16 protein-coding genes are annotated in these 16,806 nt (G+C 45.3%); 8 read left to right on the forward strand and 8 right to left on the reverse strand.

What is annotated here, in order from left to right; translation table 11 throughout:
• From OO778_RS04330 to OO778_RS04345, 4 genes are all read left to right on the forward strand, one after another.
• Complete coding sequence (locus OO778_RS04330) at positions 1–1,251, forward strand: TIGR03503 family protein (RefSeq protein ID WP_104970846.1); 1,251 nt, start codon at positions 1–3, stop codon at positions 1,249–1,251.
• Between the two features lie 204 nt (positions 1,252–1,455).
• Positions 1,456–2,013, forward strand: a complete 558-nt coding sequence (locus OO778_RS04335) for a hypothetical protein (protein ID WP_203347016.1) — start codon at positions 1,456–1,458, stop codon at positions 2,011–2,013.
• A gap of 51 nt (positions 2,014–2,064) precedes the next feature.
• Positions 2,065–2,457 carry a DUF1353 domain-containing protein gene (locus OO778_RS04340; protein ID WP_074191689.1) on the forward strand — a complete coding sequence of 131 codons (393 nt, stop codon included), beginning with the start codon at positions 2,065–2,067 and terminating at the stop codon, positions 2,455–2,457.
• Positions 2,458–2,541: 84 nt separating this feature from the next.
• On the forward strand, positions 2,542–2,952 hold the full coding sequence (locus tag OO778_RS04345; protein ID WP_017633770.1) for a GNAT family N-acetyltransferase: 411 nt from the start codon (positions 2,542–2,544) through the stop codon (positions 2,950–2,952).
• Between the two features lie 72 nt (positions 2,953–3,024).
• Here OO778_RS04345 and OO778_RS04350 read toward each other — a convergent pair whose 3' ends face one another.
• Together OO778_RS04350 and fadE are read right to left on the reverse strand one after the other, a co-directional pair.
• On the reverse strand, positions 3,025–4,800 hold the full coding sequence (locus OO778_RS04350) for a SulP family inorganic anion transporter (protein ID WP_074191688.1): 1,776 nt from the start codon (positions 4,798–4,800) through the stop codon (positions 3,025–3,027).
• Positions 4,801–5,009: 209 nt separating this feature from the next.
• Positions 5,010–7,454 carry an acyl-CoA dehydrogenase FadE gene (gene fadE, locus OO778_RS04355; RefSeq protein WP_264910760.1) on the reverse strand — a complete coding sequence of 815 codons (2,445 nt, stop codon included), beginning with the start codon at positions 7,452–7,454 and terminating at the stop codon, positions 5,010–5,012.
• A gap of 376 nt (positions 7,455–7,830) precedes the next feature.
• Here fadE and lpcA point away from each other — a divergent pair, with 376 nt between their 5' ends.
• Together lpcA and OO778_RS04365 are read left to right on the forward strand one after the other, a co-directional pair.
• Positions 7,831–8,406 (forward strand): D-sedoheptulose 7-phosphate isomerase, encoded by a 576-nt coding sequence (gene lpcA, locus OO778_RS04360; protein ID WP_005380392.1) that lies wholly within the window; start codon positions 7,831–7,833, stop codon positions 8,404–8,406.
• 51 nt (positions 8,407–8,457) lie between these two features.
• On the forward strand, positions 8,458–9,303 hold the full coding sequence (locus tag OO778_RS04365) for a class II glutamine amidotransferase (protein ID WP_264910762.1): 846 nt from the start codon (positions 8,458–8,460) through the stop codon (positions 9,301–9,303).
• Between the two features lie 372 nt (positions 9,304–9,675).
• On the opposite strand, the gene purN is transcribed toward OO778_RS04365, so the two are convergent.
• Together purN and purM are read right to left on the reverse strand one after the other, a co-directional pair.
• Positions 9,676–10,332: a phosphoribosylglycinamide formyltransferase gene (purN, locus tag OO778_RS04370; protein WP_085342905.1), complete on the reverse strand. Its 657-nt coding sequence runs from the start codon at positions 10,330–10,332 to the stop codon at positions 9,676–9,678.
• Between the two features lie 151 nt (positions 10,333–10,483).
• Positions 10,484–11,524 (reverse strand): phosphoribosylformylglycinamidine cyclo-ligase, encoded by a 1,041-nt coding sequence (gene purM, locus OO778_RS04375; protein ID WP_264910765.1) that lies wholly within the window; start codon positions 11,522–11,524, stop codon positions 10,484–10,486.
• 180 nt (positions 11,525–11,704) lie between these two features.
• On the opposite strand from purM, the gene upp reads away from it, so the two are divergent.
• Positions 11,705–12,331, forward strand: coding sequence for a uracil phosphoribosyltransferase (gene upp / locus OO778_RS04380; RefSeq protein WP_041852906.1), 627 nt, complete (start codon positions 11,705–11,707; stop codon positions 12,329–12,331).
• A gap of 121 nt (positions 12,332–12,452) precedes the next feature.
• On the opposite strand, the gene OO778_RS04385 is transcribed toward upp, so the two are convergent.
• Positions 12,453–13,706, reverse strand: a complete 1,254-nt coding sequence (locus OO778_RS04385; protein WP_053809782.1) for a uracil-xanthine permease family protein — start codon at positions 13,704–13,706, stop codon at positions 12,453–12,455.
• 365 nt (positions 13,707–14,071) lie between these two features.
• Between OO778_RS04385 and OO778_RS04390 the strand changes: the two genes are divergently transcribed.
• Positions 14,072–15,280: a DUF2066 domain-containing protein gene (locus OO778_RS04390; RefSeq protein WP_256964356.1), complete on the forward strand. Its 1,209-nt coding sequence runs from the start codon at positions 14,072–14,074 to the stop codon at positions 15,278–15,280.
• Between the two features lie 140 nt (positions 15,281–15,420).
• Here the strand turns inward: OO778_RS04390 and OO778_RS04395 are convergent, their stop codons facing one another.
• Genes OO778_RS04395 through arsC form a run of 3 tightly spaced genes read right to left on the reverse strand, consistent with a single transcriptional unit; the run spans position 15,421 to position 16,804 of the window.
• Complete coding sequence (locus tag OO778_RS04395) at positions 15,421–15,861, reverse strand: DUF2069 domain-containing protein (RefSeq protein WP_005380407.1); 441 nt, start codon at positions 15,859–15,861, stop codon at positions 15,421–15,423.
• A gap of 22 nt (positions 15,862–15,883) precedes the next feature.
• Entirely contained in the window at positions 15,884–16,453 is a 570-nt protein-coding gene (gene wrbA / locus OO778_RS04400) for an NAD(P)H:quinone oxidoreductase (RefSeq protein WP_012841512.1), read from the reverse strand.
• A complete protein-coding gene (gene arsC / locus OO778_RS04405) occupies positions 16,454–16,804 on the reverse strand; it encodes an arsenate reductase (glutaredoxin) (RefSeq protein WP_005380410.1) in 351 nt (116 codons plus the stop codon). It abuts the gene before it with no gap.
• Between the last annotated feature and the right edge of the window lie 2 nt (positions 16,805–16,806).

Here is a 16,806-nt window from a genome sequence, read left to right on the forward strand (position 1 = left end):
ATGCTGAGGGCTTTGTTGGTCGCGTTTTTAGCGATATGGAGTAGTCTCTCGAGTGCATCGAGTGAATCTGCTATGTCTTTGTTAGACAATCGCTTTCGAGTGGATCCAACCATCGAGCAGATCACTTTTTTAGTTTATCGTGAGCAAAGTTCTCAGCCAGTTGTTTTAGTCCGCCCTGACGGTAAAAAGTACTATGCTTGGGACGCCTACGACAATGTACGTTGGTACCAAGAAGCCTCACTCGATATTATCTCCGTTGACAACCCTATGCCAGGCCCATGGCAGGCTGTGGGGAAAGTCACTCCTAAAAATAACATCCGCTTAATTTCTCACTTAAAGCTCAGCACGGATGTGTTCCCAAACCGATTATATAATGGGGAAGCGCTTAAGTTTACAGCTCGCCTAACCTCCGACGACAAACCTCTTGTACTGCGCGACTTCCTTGACCGCGTGAATTTGCGCGTGACATTTACCAAGTTTGTCGAAAATGAAGATGAGTTGATCAAAGAAGCACGTCCAGTGCCGATGGTTGTGGGTGAGTTTGCTGATGATGGCCGCGGCTTGGATGAAAAAGCAGGGGATGGTGTGTTCACTGTCCAACTACCAATAGATGTTGAGCCCGGTAAGTACCGTGCGCGAATCACCTCTGGTAATGGCGTATTCTTACGAGCGCAAGAGCAAGTCATCTTGGTTTATCCGAACCCCATTTCTCGTACTTTTATTCAGGCGCGCAATCCTGACAAACCACACCAATTGGTGGTGAGTGGTGAGCAAGGTATGATCGCGCCAGGCTCAATCGCAGTCACGGTGGAACAAGATGCACCCGATGGCTTTGTTAGCTACAGCCAAGGCCAGGTTTCTAAAGATGGAATGAGAACCACGCTGAACCTCAATAACGACGCTGAGCTTGGTAAATACGCATGGCGCGGCGAGATCTTTGCCACTGATTTTGCGACGCAACGTCCACTGGTGTTTCCTATTCCAGAGCAAACTTTCAGTGTTGTTGATGACGTTGATCTAGAAGCCGCTCGAATTGCAAAAGAAGCTGAATTAGCCGAGCAGCGCCGTATTGAAATGGAAAAGCAAATTATCGCTGAGCGGGAGGCTGAGCGTAAGCGCAGCATGATTATTATCGCGGTGGGTAATGTGATAATGCTGCTGATTGTGATCCTTGCATGGATAGTCTGGCGCAAAATTAAAGCGAAACGCGATGCCATGCCAGAGATGCAGTTAGAGGTGCCAAAGAAATAGTAGTAACACATAAAGCGAGAAACGGAGCCAATCGGCTCCGTTTTTTTTCAGTTTAAGTTTGAGACAGAATTTGATGTTTCTCATGGTCATTAATCATTTTATTTTAAAGTAACACCATGATTTAACGTTGATTAATCATAATAAAGCTCGCATGATACTCTTTACGTTTCGACTTGATTTTAGTGCGTATCTACGGAGTGAGTTATGACAATTGGAGCGTTAGAACTAGAACATCTACCACGACAAAAGGCCTTGGTTGAGTCTGCTTATGATGCCTTTTATTCTGAAAAAGACGTTGTTGCTGCGGTATTGCTTGGTTCATTGTCATCAGGAAAAGGTGACCGTATTTCGGACGCTGATGTTGTTGTCTTTACTCAAAACAACTTCCATAAAGCCTCAGAGCCTTGCTTTACCCACTTTGAAGCAAATAAAGACATTTTTTATCGTCTTGAGGGAGAGCACAACGAAAATGCGTGCTTCAAAAAATATATTTTTAATGACCTAACCAGTGCGGAGATTCATTGTTTAGATATCTGTGAGCCTTTCAAACTTTCTAAGCCATTTAAGGTTTTATTTGATAAAGCTGATGTGACTGCTGGCATGGTTACTGATGAACCTGCGCCAAAACATGAAGATTTCCCAGTTTATACCAGTGGTGATCAAGGCCTGATTTGGGAACTCTTTGATTGTATTAAGTGGTTGAGCAGAGATAACCATGATCTTGCAAAGTCCTACTTGAAAAAACTCTCTGAGAAACTCTAATTTGAGAGTTATCCCCGTTCCTCCCACTCAAGTTAGTTAAGCGGTTAGGTTATGAAATACAAAAAGCGTCAGAAGTACAAATACACTCTCCATTCTGAAGAAAAGATTGAGACTCGCATTTCAGTGAGTCAGGTGTATGACAGCCCTTTTCTTAGTTTGTCCAAACAAGGCGTGTTAACGATTAAAAAGGGCTATGCATGGGATGGAGCGAGTGGGCCAGCATTAGACACAAAAAACATTATGAAAGCTTCTTTAGTTCATGATGCTCTTTACCAACTCATGAGGGAAGAGGTGTTGCCTCAAAGTGCTCGAAAGCATGCGGATATGTTGCTGAGAGAAATATGTTTAGAAAAAGGAATGTCTAGCTTCAGAGCAACTTATATCTATTATGGCGTCAGAGTTGTCGGTGGCTTCTTTTCCAGACCCGATACTTTGTGTGCTTAACGGGAACATCTTTCCAATTTTTAACTGTTTATTTATACAGTTTGGTTGTGTAAGCTCCAAGATGATACAAAGGAGTCGTACATAATGACAATAAGATATGAAGAGCATGTGCCAAGCCCGAAAGAATACTGTGATATGCGTGTCAAAGCCGGGCTATCACCCAAATCGTTGAAAGCTGCTGAAATTGGTCTACCCAATTCGTTGTATGGCGTATCTGTCCGGGATGAAGGAAAGCTCATTGCAATGGGTCGGGTTGTTGGTGACGGGGCGTGTAACTTCGAAATTGTCGACGTTGCCGTTGATTCTGATTATCAAGGTAACGGTTTAGGTAGAAAAGTCATGGAATACATCGACGGTTATCTTTCTTCTGTTGCACTTGAAGGCTCTTACGTTTCTATGATTGCTGATGAACCGGTCTTTTACGAAAAGCTTGGTTATAGGCTGGTGGCTCCTAAAAGCCAAGGGATGACAAAAAAGTTTAAGCCGAAGGCGTAATACGTATTCAGCTGTGAAGATAAGTACTCGAAAAAGGAGTTTAATCTCCTGTTTTCTATATTAAATTTCCATTTAAGCCACTTCTGGAATTGGTTTGGGTGGCTGCTCTAAATCAGGCTCTTTTTGAACAGTAGGAATTTGTCCCTCACCCACAGCACTGATGTAACAGCCACTAAGTTTAATGGCAAGGTACATATCGGCTCGCAGTAAGATGCCTCCTTCACTGGTGCTGATACCAGTAAGCTCACACCATTGACGTAAGCGTCGTTTCCTTCCTGCGAGGATTAAGCGTACGCCTCTCTTTTTTAAAGTATTGTGAATATCTGACAATGTTGCCATCACGCTGAGATCTAAGTGAGTAAAGCTCGATACGGCGTCGATGACAACGCAACTTGCGTCTTTGTGATGTTCTACTTGCTCTAACACTCGGCGTTTAAAGTAAGGTGCATTGAAGTAAGTCAGCGGCGAGTTAAAGCGGTAAATCACCATTCCTGGAATAGGCGAAGCTTTTCCTGAGTCGTCGATGGTCCGAATGGTGCCTTTTTCATCCAAGCCAAGTAGCTGATCACTTGGTCGCATGACAATACGCAAAAATTGAAACAGCCCTAGCAGTACCGCCAAAGTGATCCCCGGTATTACGCCTACGATCAAAACAGAAATAAAAGTGATGATGGCCAGATAAAACGCATCTTTGTCACGAGATTTTAATTTCCAAATGGCTTTGAGATCGAGCAGCGACAGGGAGGCGATGATCAACACGACACCAAGTGATGCGATGGGAATAAACTGTAAAGGCTCATAAATAAATACCGCAATAATGGCGATGGTGATTGCGGCGACAATCGAAACTAACTGAGATTTACCGCCATTGGCATCATTTACCGCTGTGCGTGAGTCAGCGCCGCTTATCGCGAAACCTTGCGAAAACGCTGAGGCAATGTTGGCAAAGCCCAACGCCTGAAACTCTTTATTTGCATCAATATCATAACCGTTTTTAGCGGCGAAACTGCGCGCGGTGAGCATCATGCTAACAAAGCTGACAATCGCAAGGTTGAGCGCCGGGACCACTAGCTCACGAACTTCACCTAGCTCAAACTCCGGCGTTTGAAACTGAGGGAAACCACCTTGAGTGAGTCCAACCACGGATACGCCCATCTCTTGTAAATGGAAAAACCAAACTGACGCGGTAGTCACGAGTATTGCCAGCATGGCAGCAGGCCAAGTTGGTCGGTAGCGCTTGGTGAGTAAATAAACGACAACCGTCACGATACTCAGAGTTACGGTAGGCCAATGAAGATCGGTTAATCGTTGTGGAGCCTCCCATAAGCGTTCCAGCAAATAACGTTGTTCGTATTTCAAACCGACCACTTTGGCAAACTGACCAACGATAATCGTGAGAGCGACACCGTTGAGTAGACCCAAAAGAATCGGGCGAGAAAGGAAGTCTGCAAACACCCCTAACTTGAAACGACTTGCCAGTACACACCAAATACCAGTCATCGCCGTCATGGTCATGACTAACTGCCAATGTTTTGTGGGGTCACCTGCGGCAAGTGGTGTCACAACAGCAGCGATCACTGCACAGGTTGCTGCATCGGGTCCGACAATGAGTTGTCGAGATGTGCCCATCATGGCGTACACCAACATTGGCAGTACACACGAGTAAAGACCGACAATTGCGGATACCCCGGTTAATTGTGCATAAGCTATGGCAACTGGCAGGGCAACCGCGACAACAGAAAAGGCGGCTCTAAAGTCGTTAACAAACCATTCTTTTTGATAATGCTTAAGCTGAACAAGCCCTGGGAACCACTGTGCGAATAATATTTTAGCCAACGGATTTACCATATATGTGAGTGAGTTACTTAAAGTATACACCGCTTGCTTGGAACGTCTGTGAGTTAGTTATCACTGGAAATCGGGGGAAGGTTCGGAGTGCGTGGATTTTATTGCGCTTGCGCAGAGGTTCTTCGTGGTGTGAGGTGTTATGAAGGCTATTCTGGTAGCAATAAAAAACGGGAGTTGTCACTCCCGTTGTATGGTTTCAGATTAGAGAGTTAGGCAACGCTATCCATCTGAGGGTATAGCGGCTTTGCGGCGAGCAATTCCGGCTCAAAGTCGTCAACGTTGATTGTATCCAGACGATGCTGTTCCGCTTCTCTGAGTAGATCGGCTTCTTCTTGCGTTATGAAGCCTTGCTCTAGCCCTTCCTGAGCAATCATATCCAAACGTAGGAATGGACGACGTTTGCCTTGCGCTTTACATACTTTGTCGAACACTGGCTCAGCTTGAAGAATGACTGACAGGGCAAGCTCAATCTTACCTGCTGCGTTGTGCTCGGTTGGTTCAAGGTACTGACCGCGACCAATGCGTGAGCGCGTTGCACTTGGCGTTTGTAGAATACGCGCCACTTTGCTGTCTAGCTTATCACTTGGCGCTTTGCGTACGCGACCAAATGGCATGATCAATACGCGTAGCGCACGACCAATCACTTTGTTCGGGAAGTTTGCTAAGAATTCGTCTACCGCCACTTCCGCTTGTTTCAAACTGTCTTGTAGACCCCAGTGTACTAATGGTAAATCTTCGACTGGGCGGCCATCTTGCTCAAAACGTTTCAACGCCGCAGAGCTTAAATATAGTTGGCTTAGAATGTCACCAAGACGCGCTGATAGACGCTCTTTACGCTTCAAAGAGCCACCTAGCACTGCCATCGAGATATCCGATAGCAAGGCAAGGTTTGCACTGTAGCGGTTCAACTGTTGGTAGTAACGCTTGGTTGCATCTTTGGTTGGTGATGAAGAACCTAAACCGTCGCTCAAACCAAACCAGATACTGCGAACGAGGTTACTCATGGTAAAGCTCACGTGACCAGCAAGCGCTTTATCAAACTTCTCTACAGAGTCACTGGCATCAGAGTACGCGGCGTTCATTTCTTCAAGAACGTAAGGGTGACAACGAATAGCACCTTGACCAAAGATGATCATTGAACGAGTTAGGATGTTTGCACCCTCAACCGTTACCGCGATAGGCGCACCTTGGTAACCACGCGCTAGGAAGTTAGAAGGTCCCATACAGATACCTTTACCGCCTACGATGTCCATTGCGTCGATGATGCTTTGCTGACCGCGATGAGTACAGTGGTACTTCACGATAGCTGAGATTACTGATGGCTTTTCACCTAAGTCGATACCTGCCACGGTTAAGTTGCTTGCTGCATCCATCACGTAAGCATTACCACCCAGACGTGCCAATGGCTCTTCTACGCCTTCCATGTGACCGATAGGTTGTTTGAACTGGCGACGAATGCGTGAGTAAGCGCCCGTTGCCATTGCCGCAGTTTTGATGCCACCTGTTGAGTTTGAAGGTAGCGTGATACCACGACCAACCGATAGACACTCAACCAGCATACGCCAACCTTGGCCCGCCATTTTTTCACCACCGATAATGAAATCGATAGGAACAAAGATGTCTTTACCGCGCGTTGGACCATTTTGGAATGGCACATTGAGCGGGAAGTGTCGGTTACCAATCTCAACACCTTTGACATCAGTTGGGATAAGCGCACAAGTGATGCCAAGATCTTCTTTTTCGCCTAGCAAACCTTCAGGATCGCGAAGTTTAAATGCTAAGCCTAGTACCGTTGCGACTGGCGCTAGGGTGATGTAGCGCTTGTTCCAAGTCAGGCGCATACCCAGTACTTCTTTTCCTTCCCATTCGCCTTTACAGACCACACCGTAATCTGGAATAGATCCAGCGTCAGAGCCCGCTTCTGGACTCGTTAAGGCGAAACAAGGGATTTCCTTACCTTCAGCTAGGCGCGGTAAGTAATGGTTTTTCTGATCTTCAGTACCGTAGTGTTGCAGTAGCTCACCAGGACCCAAAGAGTTAGGAACACCAACGGTAGACGATAGAACGCCAGAAACACCCGTTAGTTTTTGTAGTACTAGTGATTGCGCGTATGCTGAGAATTCCAGACCACCGTACTTTTTCTTAATGATCATGGCGAAGAATTTGTGATCTTTCAGGTATTGCCATACTTCTGGCGGTAAGTCTGCGAGTTCGTGAGTCACTTGGAAATCGCTCACCATGGCACACACTTCATTCACTGGACCGTCTAAAAAGGCTTGTTCTTCTGCACTTAATTTAGGTGCTTGAATTGCGTGAAGCTTTTGCCACTCTGGTTTGCCTTTAAATAGCTCGGCTTCCCACCAGACGGTACCTGCGTCTAACGCTTCTTTTTCGGTTTGAGACATAGCTGGCAGCACTTTCTTGAAAAGCGCTAATGCTTTGCGGCTTATCAAAGACTGACGTACGCCAGGAACCGCGAATACAGCGGCAGCAAGAACGTAAATAGCCCAACCAGTAACGTCAACCGCGCCTATTACTGTGAGAGCTAACATAGCTGCTGTGAGTAAACTAATAGATTTCACGAGAGACATGCGGTGGTAGAGCGTAATGCCTAGCACGACCGTCATCGTGATGATTGAGAGCAAGATGTCCATATGTATTTTCCTTTTCAGACTTTATAAGTGTTGTACGTCTGTATGTTAGGTAAGAGGTCTAACCAGTTGGTTTAAGTGTAATCAAAATATTAAGGAAATGTAAAACATAAGATTGGATAAAAAGTGATCTAAGTAGAGTTAAAGTTCTAAAGTTGCGATTTGAGTGATGGTTTCATGAGCAAGTTGACAAGTTTATTACCATCACCAATCTAAATCTGTTGGTTCACTATCGACACTAATTCTCGTTTGTGGGTAAACTCAGAGTAATCAAACCCGAGTTCAGGTTTATGAAATGTCCGATACCAAATTGGTATCAGAACAATTTGCTCAGTGAATCTAGGACTGACTGAAGCCGAAATAATAAAGAGAACGTCTTATGTACCATGATCTGATTAGAAGTGAATTAAACGAAGCTGCTGAAGTGCTCAACAAATTTTTAAGCGATGACCATAACATTGCGCAAATCGAAGCAGCGGCGAAAATGATTGCTGACTCATTCAAGCAAGATGGTAAAGTACTGTCATGTGGTAACGGTGGTTCTCACTGTGATTCGATGCACTTTGCCGAAGAGTTAACAGGCCGTTACCGAGAAAACCGTCCTGGCTATGCTGGTATTGCTATTTCAGATCCAAGCCACCTTTCTTGCGTGAGTAATGACTTTGGTTATGACTTCGTGTTTTCCCGTTATGTAGAAGCGGTAGGCCGAAAAGGTGACGTACTGTTTGGTCTGTCGACTTCAGGTAACTCAGGTAACATCCTGAAAGCGATTGAAGCGGCGCAAGCGAAAGGCATGAAGACGATTGCGCTAACAGGCAAAGATGGCGGCAAAATGGCAGGGCTTGCCGATATTGAAATCCGCGTGCCACACTTTGGTTATGCGGACCGCATTCAGGAAATTCATATTAAGATTATTCATATCATCATTCAGTTGATTGAAAAAGAGATGGAATAGTCGTTTCACAGCCACCTTTTCGAGCTGTGTTGTTAGGGAGTTTTTTAAATCATGTGTGAATTGCTCGGTATGAGCGCTAATGTTCCGACGGATATTTGTTTCAGTTTTACCGGGCTCATGCAGCGTGGAGGTCGAACTGGCCCACACCGTGACGGATGGGGAATTACCTTCTACGAAGGGAAAGGTTTTCGAACTTTCAAAGATCCCAAGCCAAGTTGTGAGTCGCAAATTGCAGAGTTAGTGCAAAATTATCCTATCAAGAGTCGTGCTGTCGTTAGTCATATCCGGCAGGCGAATCGTGGTGGTGTTAATTTAGAAAATACTCATCCCTTTACACGTGAGTTATGGGGTAGGTATTGGACGTTTGCGCACAACGGTCAGCTCTCAGGCTATCAAGACTTACATACGGGTCGACACCGACCTGTCGGCGAGACAGATAGCGAACTGGCCTTTTGTTGGTTGCTGAAGCAAATGGAAGATCGATATCCTGAGCCGCCAAAGGATATGGAATCGGTATTCTTATATGTTGCTAAATGTTGTGATGAGCTAAGAGAGAAGGGTGTATTTAACATGCTTCTGAGTGATGGTGAGTATGTAATGACGTATTGCAACAATCATTTGTATTGGATCACGAGACGCGCACCGTTTGGTAAAGCCGCTTTGCTTGATGAAGATGTGGAAATTAACTTCCAAGAAGAAACAACGCCACACGACATTGTGTCTGTGATCGCGACTCAACCTTTAACGGGCAATGAAGCTTGGCAGCGGATGAAGCCTGGCGAATACGGCTTGTTTCACCTAGGTGAACTTGTGAAAAACAATGCCTCTGAACTGGTGAATGTGCCGTTTGCAGCGGCGAAACCGGGCAATCAGGCGCCAACTGAGCCGTTAGAATAGCAGTTAATTCGGAACAACTCGTAAAGCTCGCTTAATCGCGAGCTTTATTTTTATACGTTTTTTAACCGAATGCGTATACTGGTGAACTCTCATACTTTCTAGGTTCCTAGTCTCGCTAAGGCTTGCCGGAAAGACGTAACTGATAGAAATTTCTCATAAAACACCACGTCATTCTGAACGGTGAGGAACGAACCAGATTCAGAATCTACTTTCCGAATGTCGTGTTACTCAAGTGGTTATGGGATTTTTTAGAATGTTGGGTTTTAGGTTTCTAGTCTCACTACGGTTTTCTTGAATCAGTTTTATATGTTTCAAAATAACAAAAGGCAGCTCTCAGGCTGCTCTTTTGTGTTTGGAGTTTGGTATTCAGGACTACTCATCGGAGGCGTAGCCGTGTGCGCCAAGCTCTGCGCCATCTAAATAGGCTTTACCATCCTTCATGATCAAACGCTCATCTACTAACCACTTAGCCACCATAGGGTAGATTCGGTGTTCCTGAGCCTGCACACGTGCTGCAAGTACACTAGCATTATCGTCTTCGAACACCGGAACTTTTGCTTGCAGTATGACAGGGCCACCATCAAGCTCTTCCGTTACAAAGTGCACACTCGTACCATGTTCTTTGTCGCCAGCATCTATTGCTCTCTGGTGTGTGTGTAGCCCAGGATATTTTGGTAGAAGAGAAGGGTGGATATTGATCATCTTACCCATGTAATGAGAAACAAACTCGCTGCTCAGAATACGCATGTAGCCCGCCAGAATAATCACGTCTGGTTGGTATTCATCGATTTGACTCATTAGCTCTGCATCAAAGCTTTCACGCGAGTCGAATGCTTTAGGGTCGACAAAGTGACCGTCTACATCAAATTTTTTTGCACGTTCTAAACCAAAAGCATCTGCTTTGTTAGAGAACACGGCTGCCACTCGTGCGTTTGGCATGCTGTTTTCGCAAGCTTCCAAGATAGCTTGCAGGTTACTTCCGTTACCCGAGATGAGGACCACAATGTTTTTTAGGGTATGGTTTTTCATGATGTCGAGAGTGCCTTGGTATTGTAGGTTAGAGTTATGTAGCTTCTAAACTACCTACTAATAGAATGGTTTTTATTGTTCTAGATAGCAAAATGAGGACCTAGTCATCTAGTGTCCTCATTCTTTTTATCTTGTGAGCTCGATTTGCAAATTATTGGATTTCAACTTGCTCTTCATTCGCTTCAGCTTGCGCGATTTGACCAATCACCCATGCGTTTTCACCTTCTTCTTGAAGAAGAGCAACCGCGGCTTCCGCTTGGTCTTTAGGTAGTGCAACGATTAGACCCACACCACAGTTGAACGTACGGTACATTTCGTGTGTGTCGACGTTGCCTTTCTCTTGTAGCCACTTGAAGATCACTGGCCATTCCCAGCTGCTACCATCGATAACTGCTTTTGTACCTTCAGGCAGCACACGTGGGATGTTTTCCCAAAAACCACCACCAGTGATATGAGAAATCGCATGGATGTCGTGTTTCTCAATCATCTTAAGTGCTGATTTGATGTAAATCTTAGTTGGTTTTAGTAGGTGCTCACCGATAGTGCGACCTGCTAGTTCTTCGTTCTTATCTGCACCTGATACTTCTAGGATTTTACGGATAAGGGAGTAACCGTTTGAGTGTGGGCCGCTTGAGCCAACAGCGATAAGTGCATCACCAGCAGCGACTTTCGTGCCGTCGATCACGTCTTCTTTTTCGACTACGCCAACACAGAAACCAGCTACGTCGTAGTCTTCGCCTTCATACATGCCAGGCATCTCCGCAGTTTCGCCACCAATTAGGGCACAACCTGCTTGAATACAGCCTTCCGCGATACCTGAAACAACATCCGCTGCGGTATCAACGTCTAGTTTGCCTGTTGCGTAATAATCTAGGAAGAACAGTGGCTCTGCGCCTTGCACGATAAGATCATTTACACACATCGCAACAAGGTCGATGCCGATAGTGTCGTGCTTGTTCATATCCAGTGCTAGGCGAAGCTTAGTACCTACGCCATCAGTACCAGAAACCAGTACAGGTTGTTTGTATTTGGTTGGCAATTCGCATAGCGCGCCAAAACCACCGATACCACCCATAACTTCAGGGCGACGAGTACGTTTTACCGCACCCTTAATACGATCCACAAGCGCGTTGCCTGCATCAATATCTACACCAGCGTCTTTATAGCTAAGAGAAGAGTTGTTACCACTCACAGGGAAGTCCTCGGTATTAAGTTGGATATGAAAACGGCGCTATTCTAACAGTGCTTAAACATAGATAGCAAACGTTTGCGTCTGTTTTTTTTCTTTAGTGATTTATCCTGATATCCCTGTAAAAATCATGTATAATCTGAAGGTTTGTTTAAATATTGCCAACTATAGCCGGAGATGGACATGAAAGTTGTTGAAGTAAAGCACCCTCTAGTAAAACATAAAATTGGTCTAATGAGAGAAGGTGACATCAGCACAAAACGTTTTCGTGAGTTAGCGACTGAGGTCGGTAGCCTACTTACTTACGAAGCAACGTCAGACTTTGAAACAGAAAAAGTGACCATTGATGGTTGGAACGGTCCGGTAGAAGTAGACCAAATTAAAGGTAAAAAAGTAACCGTAGTACCAATCCTACGTGCAGGTCTAGGCATGATGGACGGTGTTCTTGAGCACATGCCAAGCGCACGTATCAGTGTTGTTGGTATTTACCGTGATGAAGAAACACTTGAGCCAGTTCCTTACTTCAACAAGCTTGCTTCTAACATCGATGAGCGTATTGCGCTTGTTGTTGACCCAATGCTTGCAACGGGTGGTTCTATGATTGCTACGATTGATCTTCTAAAAGAGAAAGGTTGTAACCAAATCAAAGTGTTGGTACTTGTTGCTGCACCAGAAGGTATTGAAGCGCTAGAAAAAGCACACCCAGATGTGGAGCTATACACTGCGGCCATCGATGAGAAGCTAAATGACAAAGGCTACATCGTACCGGGTCTAGGTGATGCAGGTGATAAGATCTTCGGTACTAAGTAATTCTTTAATGTATTACTACGACTGAACAGAAAAAACAAAGGCTTGGTGAAAACCAAGCCTTTTTTATATCTATAATACGAGAAGAATAAAATGCGCCACTCAGTAAAGCAGCGCAGACGCACTATTTCGCGTTCTCTTCTTCCATTTGTGCGTTATCTACAACGTGGTTTTCACCTAAATCGTTTGGTAGCACAAGGTTAAGAATAATTGCCACGATACCGCATAGGCTCACACCTTGTAGGCTGAACTCACCAATACCGAAAGCCATACCGCCAATACCAAATACAAGTGTTACGGCAACGATCACTAGGTTACGAGACTTATGTAAATCAACGTTATTCTTGATCAGTGTGTTGAGGCCTACCGTGGCGATAGAGCCGAACAGCAGAATCATGATACCGCCCATGACAGGTACTGGAATCGTTTGAAGAACCGCGCCTAGCTTACCTACCAATGCAAGTACGATTGCAGTGATCGCAGCCCAAGTCATGATCACAGGGTTAAATGCTTTGGTTAGCATTACCGCTCCTGTTACTTCACTGTAAGTGGTGTTTGGTGGAGCACCCACCATCGAGGCTGCGATAGTTGCCACCCCGTCACCTGCGATTGTGCGATGAAGGCCAGGTTTTTTCAGGTAGTTTTTACCTGTAACGTTTGAGATAGCAAGCATGTCACCTACGTGCTCTACTGCTGGTGCGATAGCGACAGGAATCATGAACAAGATTGCGTTTATGTTGAACTCTGGCGCGGTGAAATTTGGCATAGCTAGCCAAGCCGCTTGTGCTACTGGAGTGAAATCAACCACCCCGTAGAATAGAGAAACAGAGTAACCTGCAAGAATACCACCGACAATTGGAACGAGCTTCAAAAAGCCTTTTGCAAACACGCTTAGTACAATGGTTGTGAGCAGTGAGACCGCCGAGATGATGATCGCAGCATCACCATTAACAAGCTGTGCAGCACCATCACCGGTTTTACCTACCGCCATGTTCACTGCTGTTGGAGCAAGGCCAAGACCAATCACCATGATCACAGGGCCAACGACAACAGGCGGGAGAATTTTATGGATAAATCCAACACCACGCACTTTGATCATCGCCCCTAGAGCCACATAAACCAGGCCCGCTGCCATTAAGCCGCCCATCGTTGCGCCGATACCCCAAGTTTGGATACCGAACATAATAGGAGCAATAAACGCAAAAGAAGAGGCAAGGAAGATGGGAACAGAACGTTTAGTCATTAATTGGAAGAGGAGAGTACCGACACCGGCACCAAAGAGGGCGACATTTGGATCAAGGCCAGTTAGCAGCGGCACAAGCACCAAAGCACCAAAAGCGACAAAGAGCATTTGAGCGCCTTGTAACGCGTTTTTCATAATAATTCCCTATTTTCAAGATACGCAGACAAATCCGGCGAATACTATCATCCTGCAATCGTTTGCAACGTTGCATGGATCAAACTTTCGATTGAATCTTTCCCATAAATAGCGTTTTTGAGAGTTAGTTGCTTGCAAATTGGCCTCTTTTACGAGTCTTGCGTGACGATGAAAAACGAACTGTCTAACTTGTTGAGATAGCTGGATAAGCAATGAGTTTATTATGAAAAACAACACTAGAGTGCTCATTGAGACCCGAGTTAACAAAGCTGGTCATAATACAGACAATTTACTCAGTACTTGCCTTGCTCAAGATTTGATAGTTGCTTATTATTCGGGTTCTTGTTCAGAGGATTATAAAAACTATGCGCTATTTAGCTCTCTTACTGATAGGTTGGTTGTCCCTACCAGTATATGCATTAACTCAGGTGGATATCTATCGTGCCGAAGTGGTTATCGACAGTGAGCAGAACGACGGTGAGTCTCTGGCTCGTCAACAAGGTATGCAGGATGTGATTGTTCGAGCGACCGGTTCTCAATCCTCTTTAAGCAATCCAGTGATTAAAAAGGCACTTGGTTCAAGTGCGCGTTACATTTCCCAACTGAGCTATGGGCAGGTTGATGGAAAAGCGAGCTTAAAAATGTTGTTTAACAGCGACCAAATCAGCTCTCTTTTAACACAAGCACAATTGCCATCTTGGTCGCCAAATCGTGCCAATATTTTAGTTTGGATGGTTGAAGAACAGGGTTACGATCGTAACATCGCGTGGGAACATTCTGAATCTTCAAATGTTGCAGCACTTCGTAGCGCAGCGAAATTAAGAGGCCTACCAATCACTATCCCGGTTGGGGATTTTGATGATGTAACCGGTGTTAATGTCTCTGATCTTTGGGGCGGCTTTATTGAGCCAATTGGTCAAGCCAGCCAGCGCTACCCAGCTGACGCCGTTTTGGTTGTACGAGCTCAAGGTGAACAAATTCGCTGGACGTTATACGATCAATCACCAATGAGAATTGTTGAAGCACAACGCTCTCCGCGTAACGGTTCAGCATCAGGCGCCAATGCCATTGCTGAGATGGTGGATGGCATCGCTGACTACTACGCGAGTAAGAGCGCAGTGGTAGTATCTGGAAAATCTTCAAAAGCGTTGGCGGTGAAAGTCCTTAATGTAACGTCTGCCACGGACTTCTTCCGTTTAGAGAATGCGTTAAAACAACTTAATTCGGTTGCGGGTACGGAAATTAAGCGTGTCCAAGGTGATGAGCTGACGCTCAACATCCATCTTTTGGCATCTCAACAAGCTTTTGAGAAAGAAGCTTCTTCTATTTCTCAATTAATGGTTTTTGAAGATCCTTTAGGTGAAGTTGATGCCCCAGCTTTAACTCAAGAAGCAGAGCCAATTGCTCCGATGAATGAAGCTAAAGATACAGCTATGGTAGAAAAAGTGCAGTCTGAAGTGCCTGCGGATATCGCGGCGGAAGCAAAGGACGAAACGCAACCAACTCAGCCGATGATTGTGGAGCCTGTCCGAGAACAGTATGACTTGATCTACGAGTGGCGCTCGGCATCGTAATCGCCTTGGTAGCGTTCCAGGCGTGAAACGCAAGGATCAAAGACCAATGTGGTAAGCATAAAAAAGAGTCGCAATAGCGACTCTTTTTGTTTTCTAAATTCGTATTCGAACCAATGATCAGTGATTGACTGCAATTGGCGTTATTTATTGAATTTCGCTTTTTCTTCTTTTTCTACTTGAGAGAGGCGTTTCAACTTAAGACCTAGCTCTTTGCCTCTCGCTCTAGCAAACAAAATATTGCCAGCGAAACCGAGTGAAGTCAGTATCAGTTCCACTGCCGCAAGCCAGCGTTCACCCCCATCCACATAAAGGATGGTCAGCGCATGCAAGAAATACAGCATAAGAACAAAGTTAGCCCAAGCATGAGTGTAAGGCTTACCAGCTAAAATACCAGGCAACGGAAGTAGTAGCGGAATACACCAAGCAATAGCAAGTGTTGTGCTGCTGAGGTGAGGATGAGGGGATAACGCAAGCTGCCAAATAGCGACCCAGGCTAATAAGGCTAAGTTGCCAAATAAAGCCAGGTAACGATAGGTTTTAGCCTGTGTACCGAGTGGTGTTTGGTCTAAAGAGTCAGACATCGATTAACTATCCTTGATTTTACTAACAGACTTTTAGTTTTAACGCTGCAGTTGCCAGCCTTTTGCCTAGTTGTTGTGCCAGACGAATCTCTTCACTGCTGAGGGTTGCCTCATGGCCTACACTGCTGGCGCCATACGGAGTGCCTCCGGACTGCGTAGTGTGTAACTCTGGTTCGGCATAAGGAATGCCCAAAACCATCATCCCGTGATGCAACAAAGGGGTCATCATGCTTTGTAACGTTGTTTCTTGACCACCATGCATCGAAGAGGAAGAGGTAAAGACACAAGCTGGCTTATCGATTAAGTCACCACTGACCCATAAAGATGTAGTCTGATCCCAGAAGTGCTTTAAAGGCGCAGCCATGTTGCCAAACCAGACGGGACTGCCAAACGCTAGACCGTCGCACGTTTTCAGTTCCTCTAGAGTAACAATTGGATCAGAAGGGGAGTGTGAGTGAGGTGACAATTCTTCAACTGTACGCAAAATTGCTTGGCATTGAGGAGTCGATTCGACTCCTCTTGCTATCTGTCTTGCCAGTTGTTTTGTCGAGCCGTGACGGCTGAAATACAAAATAAGGATCTGGCAATCCATTTATAGAATATCCAACACTTGCTCTGGTGGTCGACCAATTTTCGCTTTGCCGTTGGCAACTACCACCGGACGCTCAAATAATTTTGGATTTTTCGCCATTGCTTCGAACAATTGCTCATCGCTAACAGAGTCTTCGCCTAGGCCAAGTTCTTTGTATTCGCTTTCTTTGGTGCGCATCATTTCACGTACAGATGAAAAGCCAAGTTGTGCGTACAGCGCTTTTAACTCATCTACGTTAAGTGGTGTGTCTAGGTATTTGACGACTTCCGGTGTAACACCATTTTGCTCAAGCAGTTCAAGTGTTTGACGACTCTTTGAGCAACGAGGGTTGTGATAAATCACGACTGACATGG

Source organism: Vibrio sp. STUT-A16 (assembly GCF_026000495.1).
Classification (GTDB): domain Bacteria; phylum Pseudomonadota; class Gammaproteobacteria; order Enterobacterales; family Vibrionaceae; genus Vibrio; species Vibrio diabolicus.

Excerpts from the sequence above, each read along its gene's own strand:
- OO778_RS04330 (WP_104970846.1), top strand. The coding sequence starts at position 1 with ATGCTGAGGGCTTTGTTGGTCGCGTTTTTAGCGATATGGAGTAGTCTC.
- OO778_RS04335 (WP_203347016.1), top strand. The coding sequence starts at position 1,456 with ATGACAATTGGAGCGTTAGAACTAGAACATCTACCACGACAAAAGGCC.
- OO778_RS04340 (WP_074191689.1), top strand. The coding sequence starts at position 2,065 with ATGAAATACAAAAAGCGTCAGAAGTACAAATACACTCTCCATTCTGAA.
- OO778_RS04345 (WP_017633770.1), top strand. The coding sequence starts at position 2,542 with ATGACAATAAGATATGAAGAGCATGTGCCAAGCCCGAAAGAATACTGT.
- OO778_RS04350 (WP_074191688.1), bottom strand. The coding sequence starts at position 4,800 with ATGGTAAATCCGTTGGCTAAAATATTATTCGCACAGTGGTTCCCAGGG.
- fadE (WP_264910760.1), bottom strand. The coding sequence starts at position 7,454 with ATGGACATCTTGCTCTCAATCATCACGATGACGGTCGTGCTAGGCATT.
- lpcA (WP_005380392.1), top strand. The coding sequence starts at position 7,831 with ATGTACCATGATCTGATTAGAAGTGAATTAAACGAAGCTGCTGAAGTG.
- OO778_RS04365 (WP_264910762.1), top strand. The coding sequence starts at position 8,458 with ATGTGTGAATTGCTCGGTATGAGCGCTAATGTTCCGACGGATATTTGT.
- purN (WP_085342905.1), bottom strand. The coding sequence starts at position 10,332 with ATGAAAAACCATACCCTAAAAAACATTGTGGTCCTCATCTCGGGTAAC.
- upp (WP_041852906.1), top strand. The coding sequence starts at position 11,705 with ATGAAAGTTGTTGAAGTAAAGCACCCTCTAGTAAAACATAAAATTGGT.
- OO778_RS04385 (WP_053809782.1), bottom strand. The coding sequence starts at position 13,706 with ATGAAAAACGCGTTACAAGGCGCTCAAATGCTCTTTGTCGCTTTTGGT.
- OO778_RS04390 (WP_256964356.1), top strand. The coding sequence starts at position 14,072 with ATGCGCTATTTAGCTCTCTTACTGATAGGTTGGTTGTCCCTACCAGTA.
- OO778_RS04395 (WP_005380407.1), bottom strand. The coding sequence starts at position 15,861 with ATGTCTGACTCTTTAGACCAAACACCACTCGGTACACAGGCTAAAACC.
- wrbA (WP_012841512.1), bottom strand. The coding sequence starts at position 16,453 with ATGGATTGCCAGATCCTTATTTTGTATTTCAGCCGTCACGGCTCGACA.
- arsC (WP_005380410.1), bottom strand. The coding sequence starts at position 16,804 with ATGTCAGTCGTGATTTATCACAACCCTCGTTGCTCAAAGAGTCGTCAA.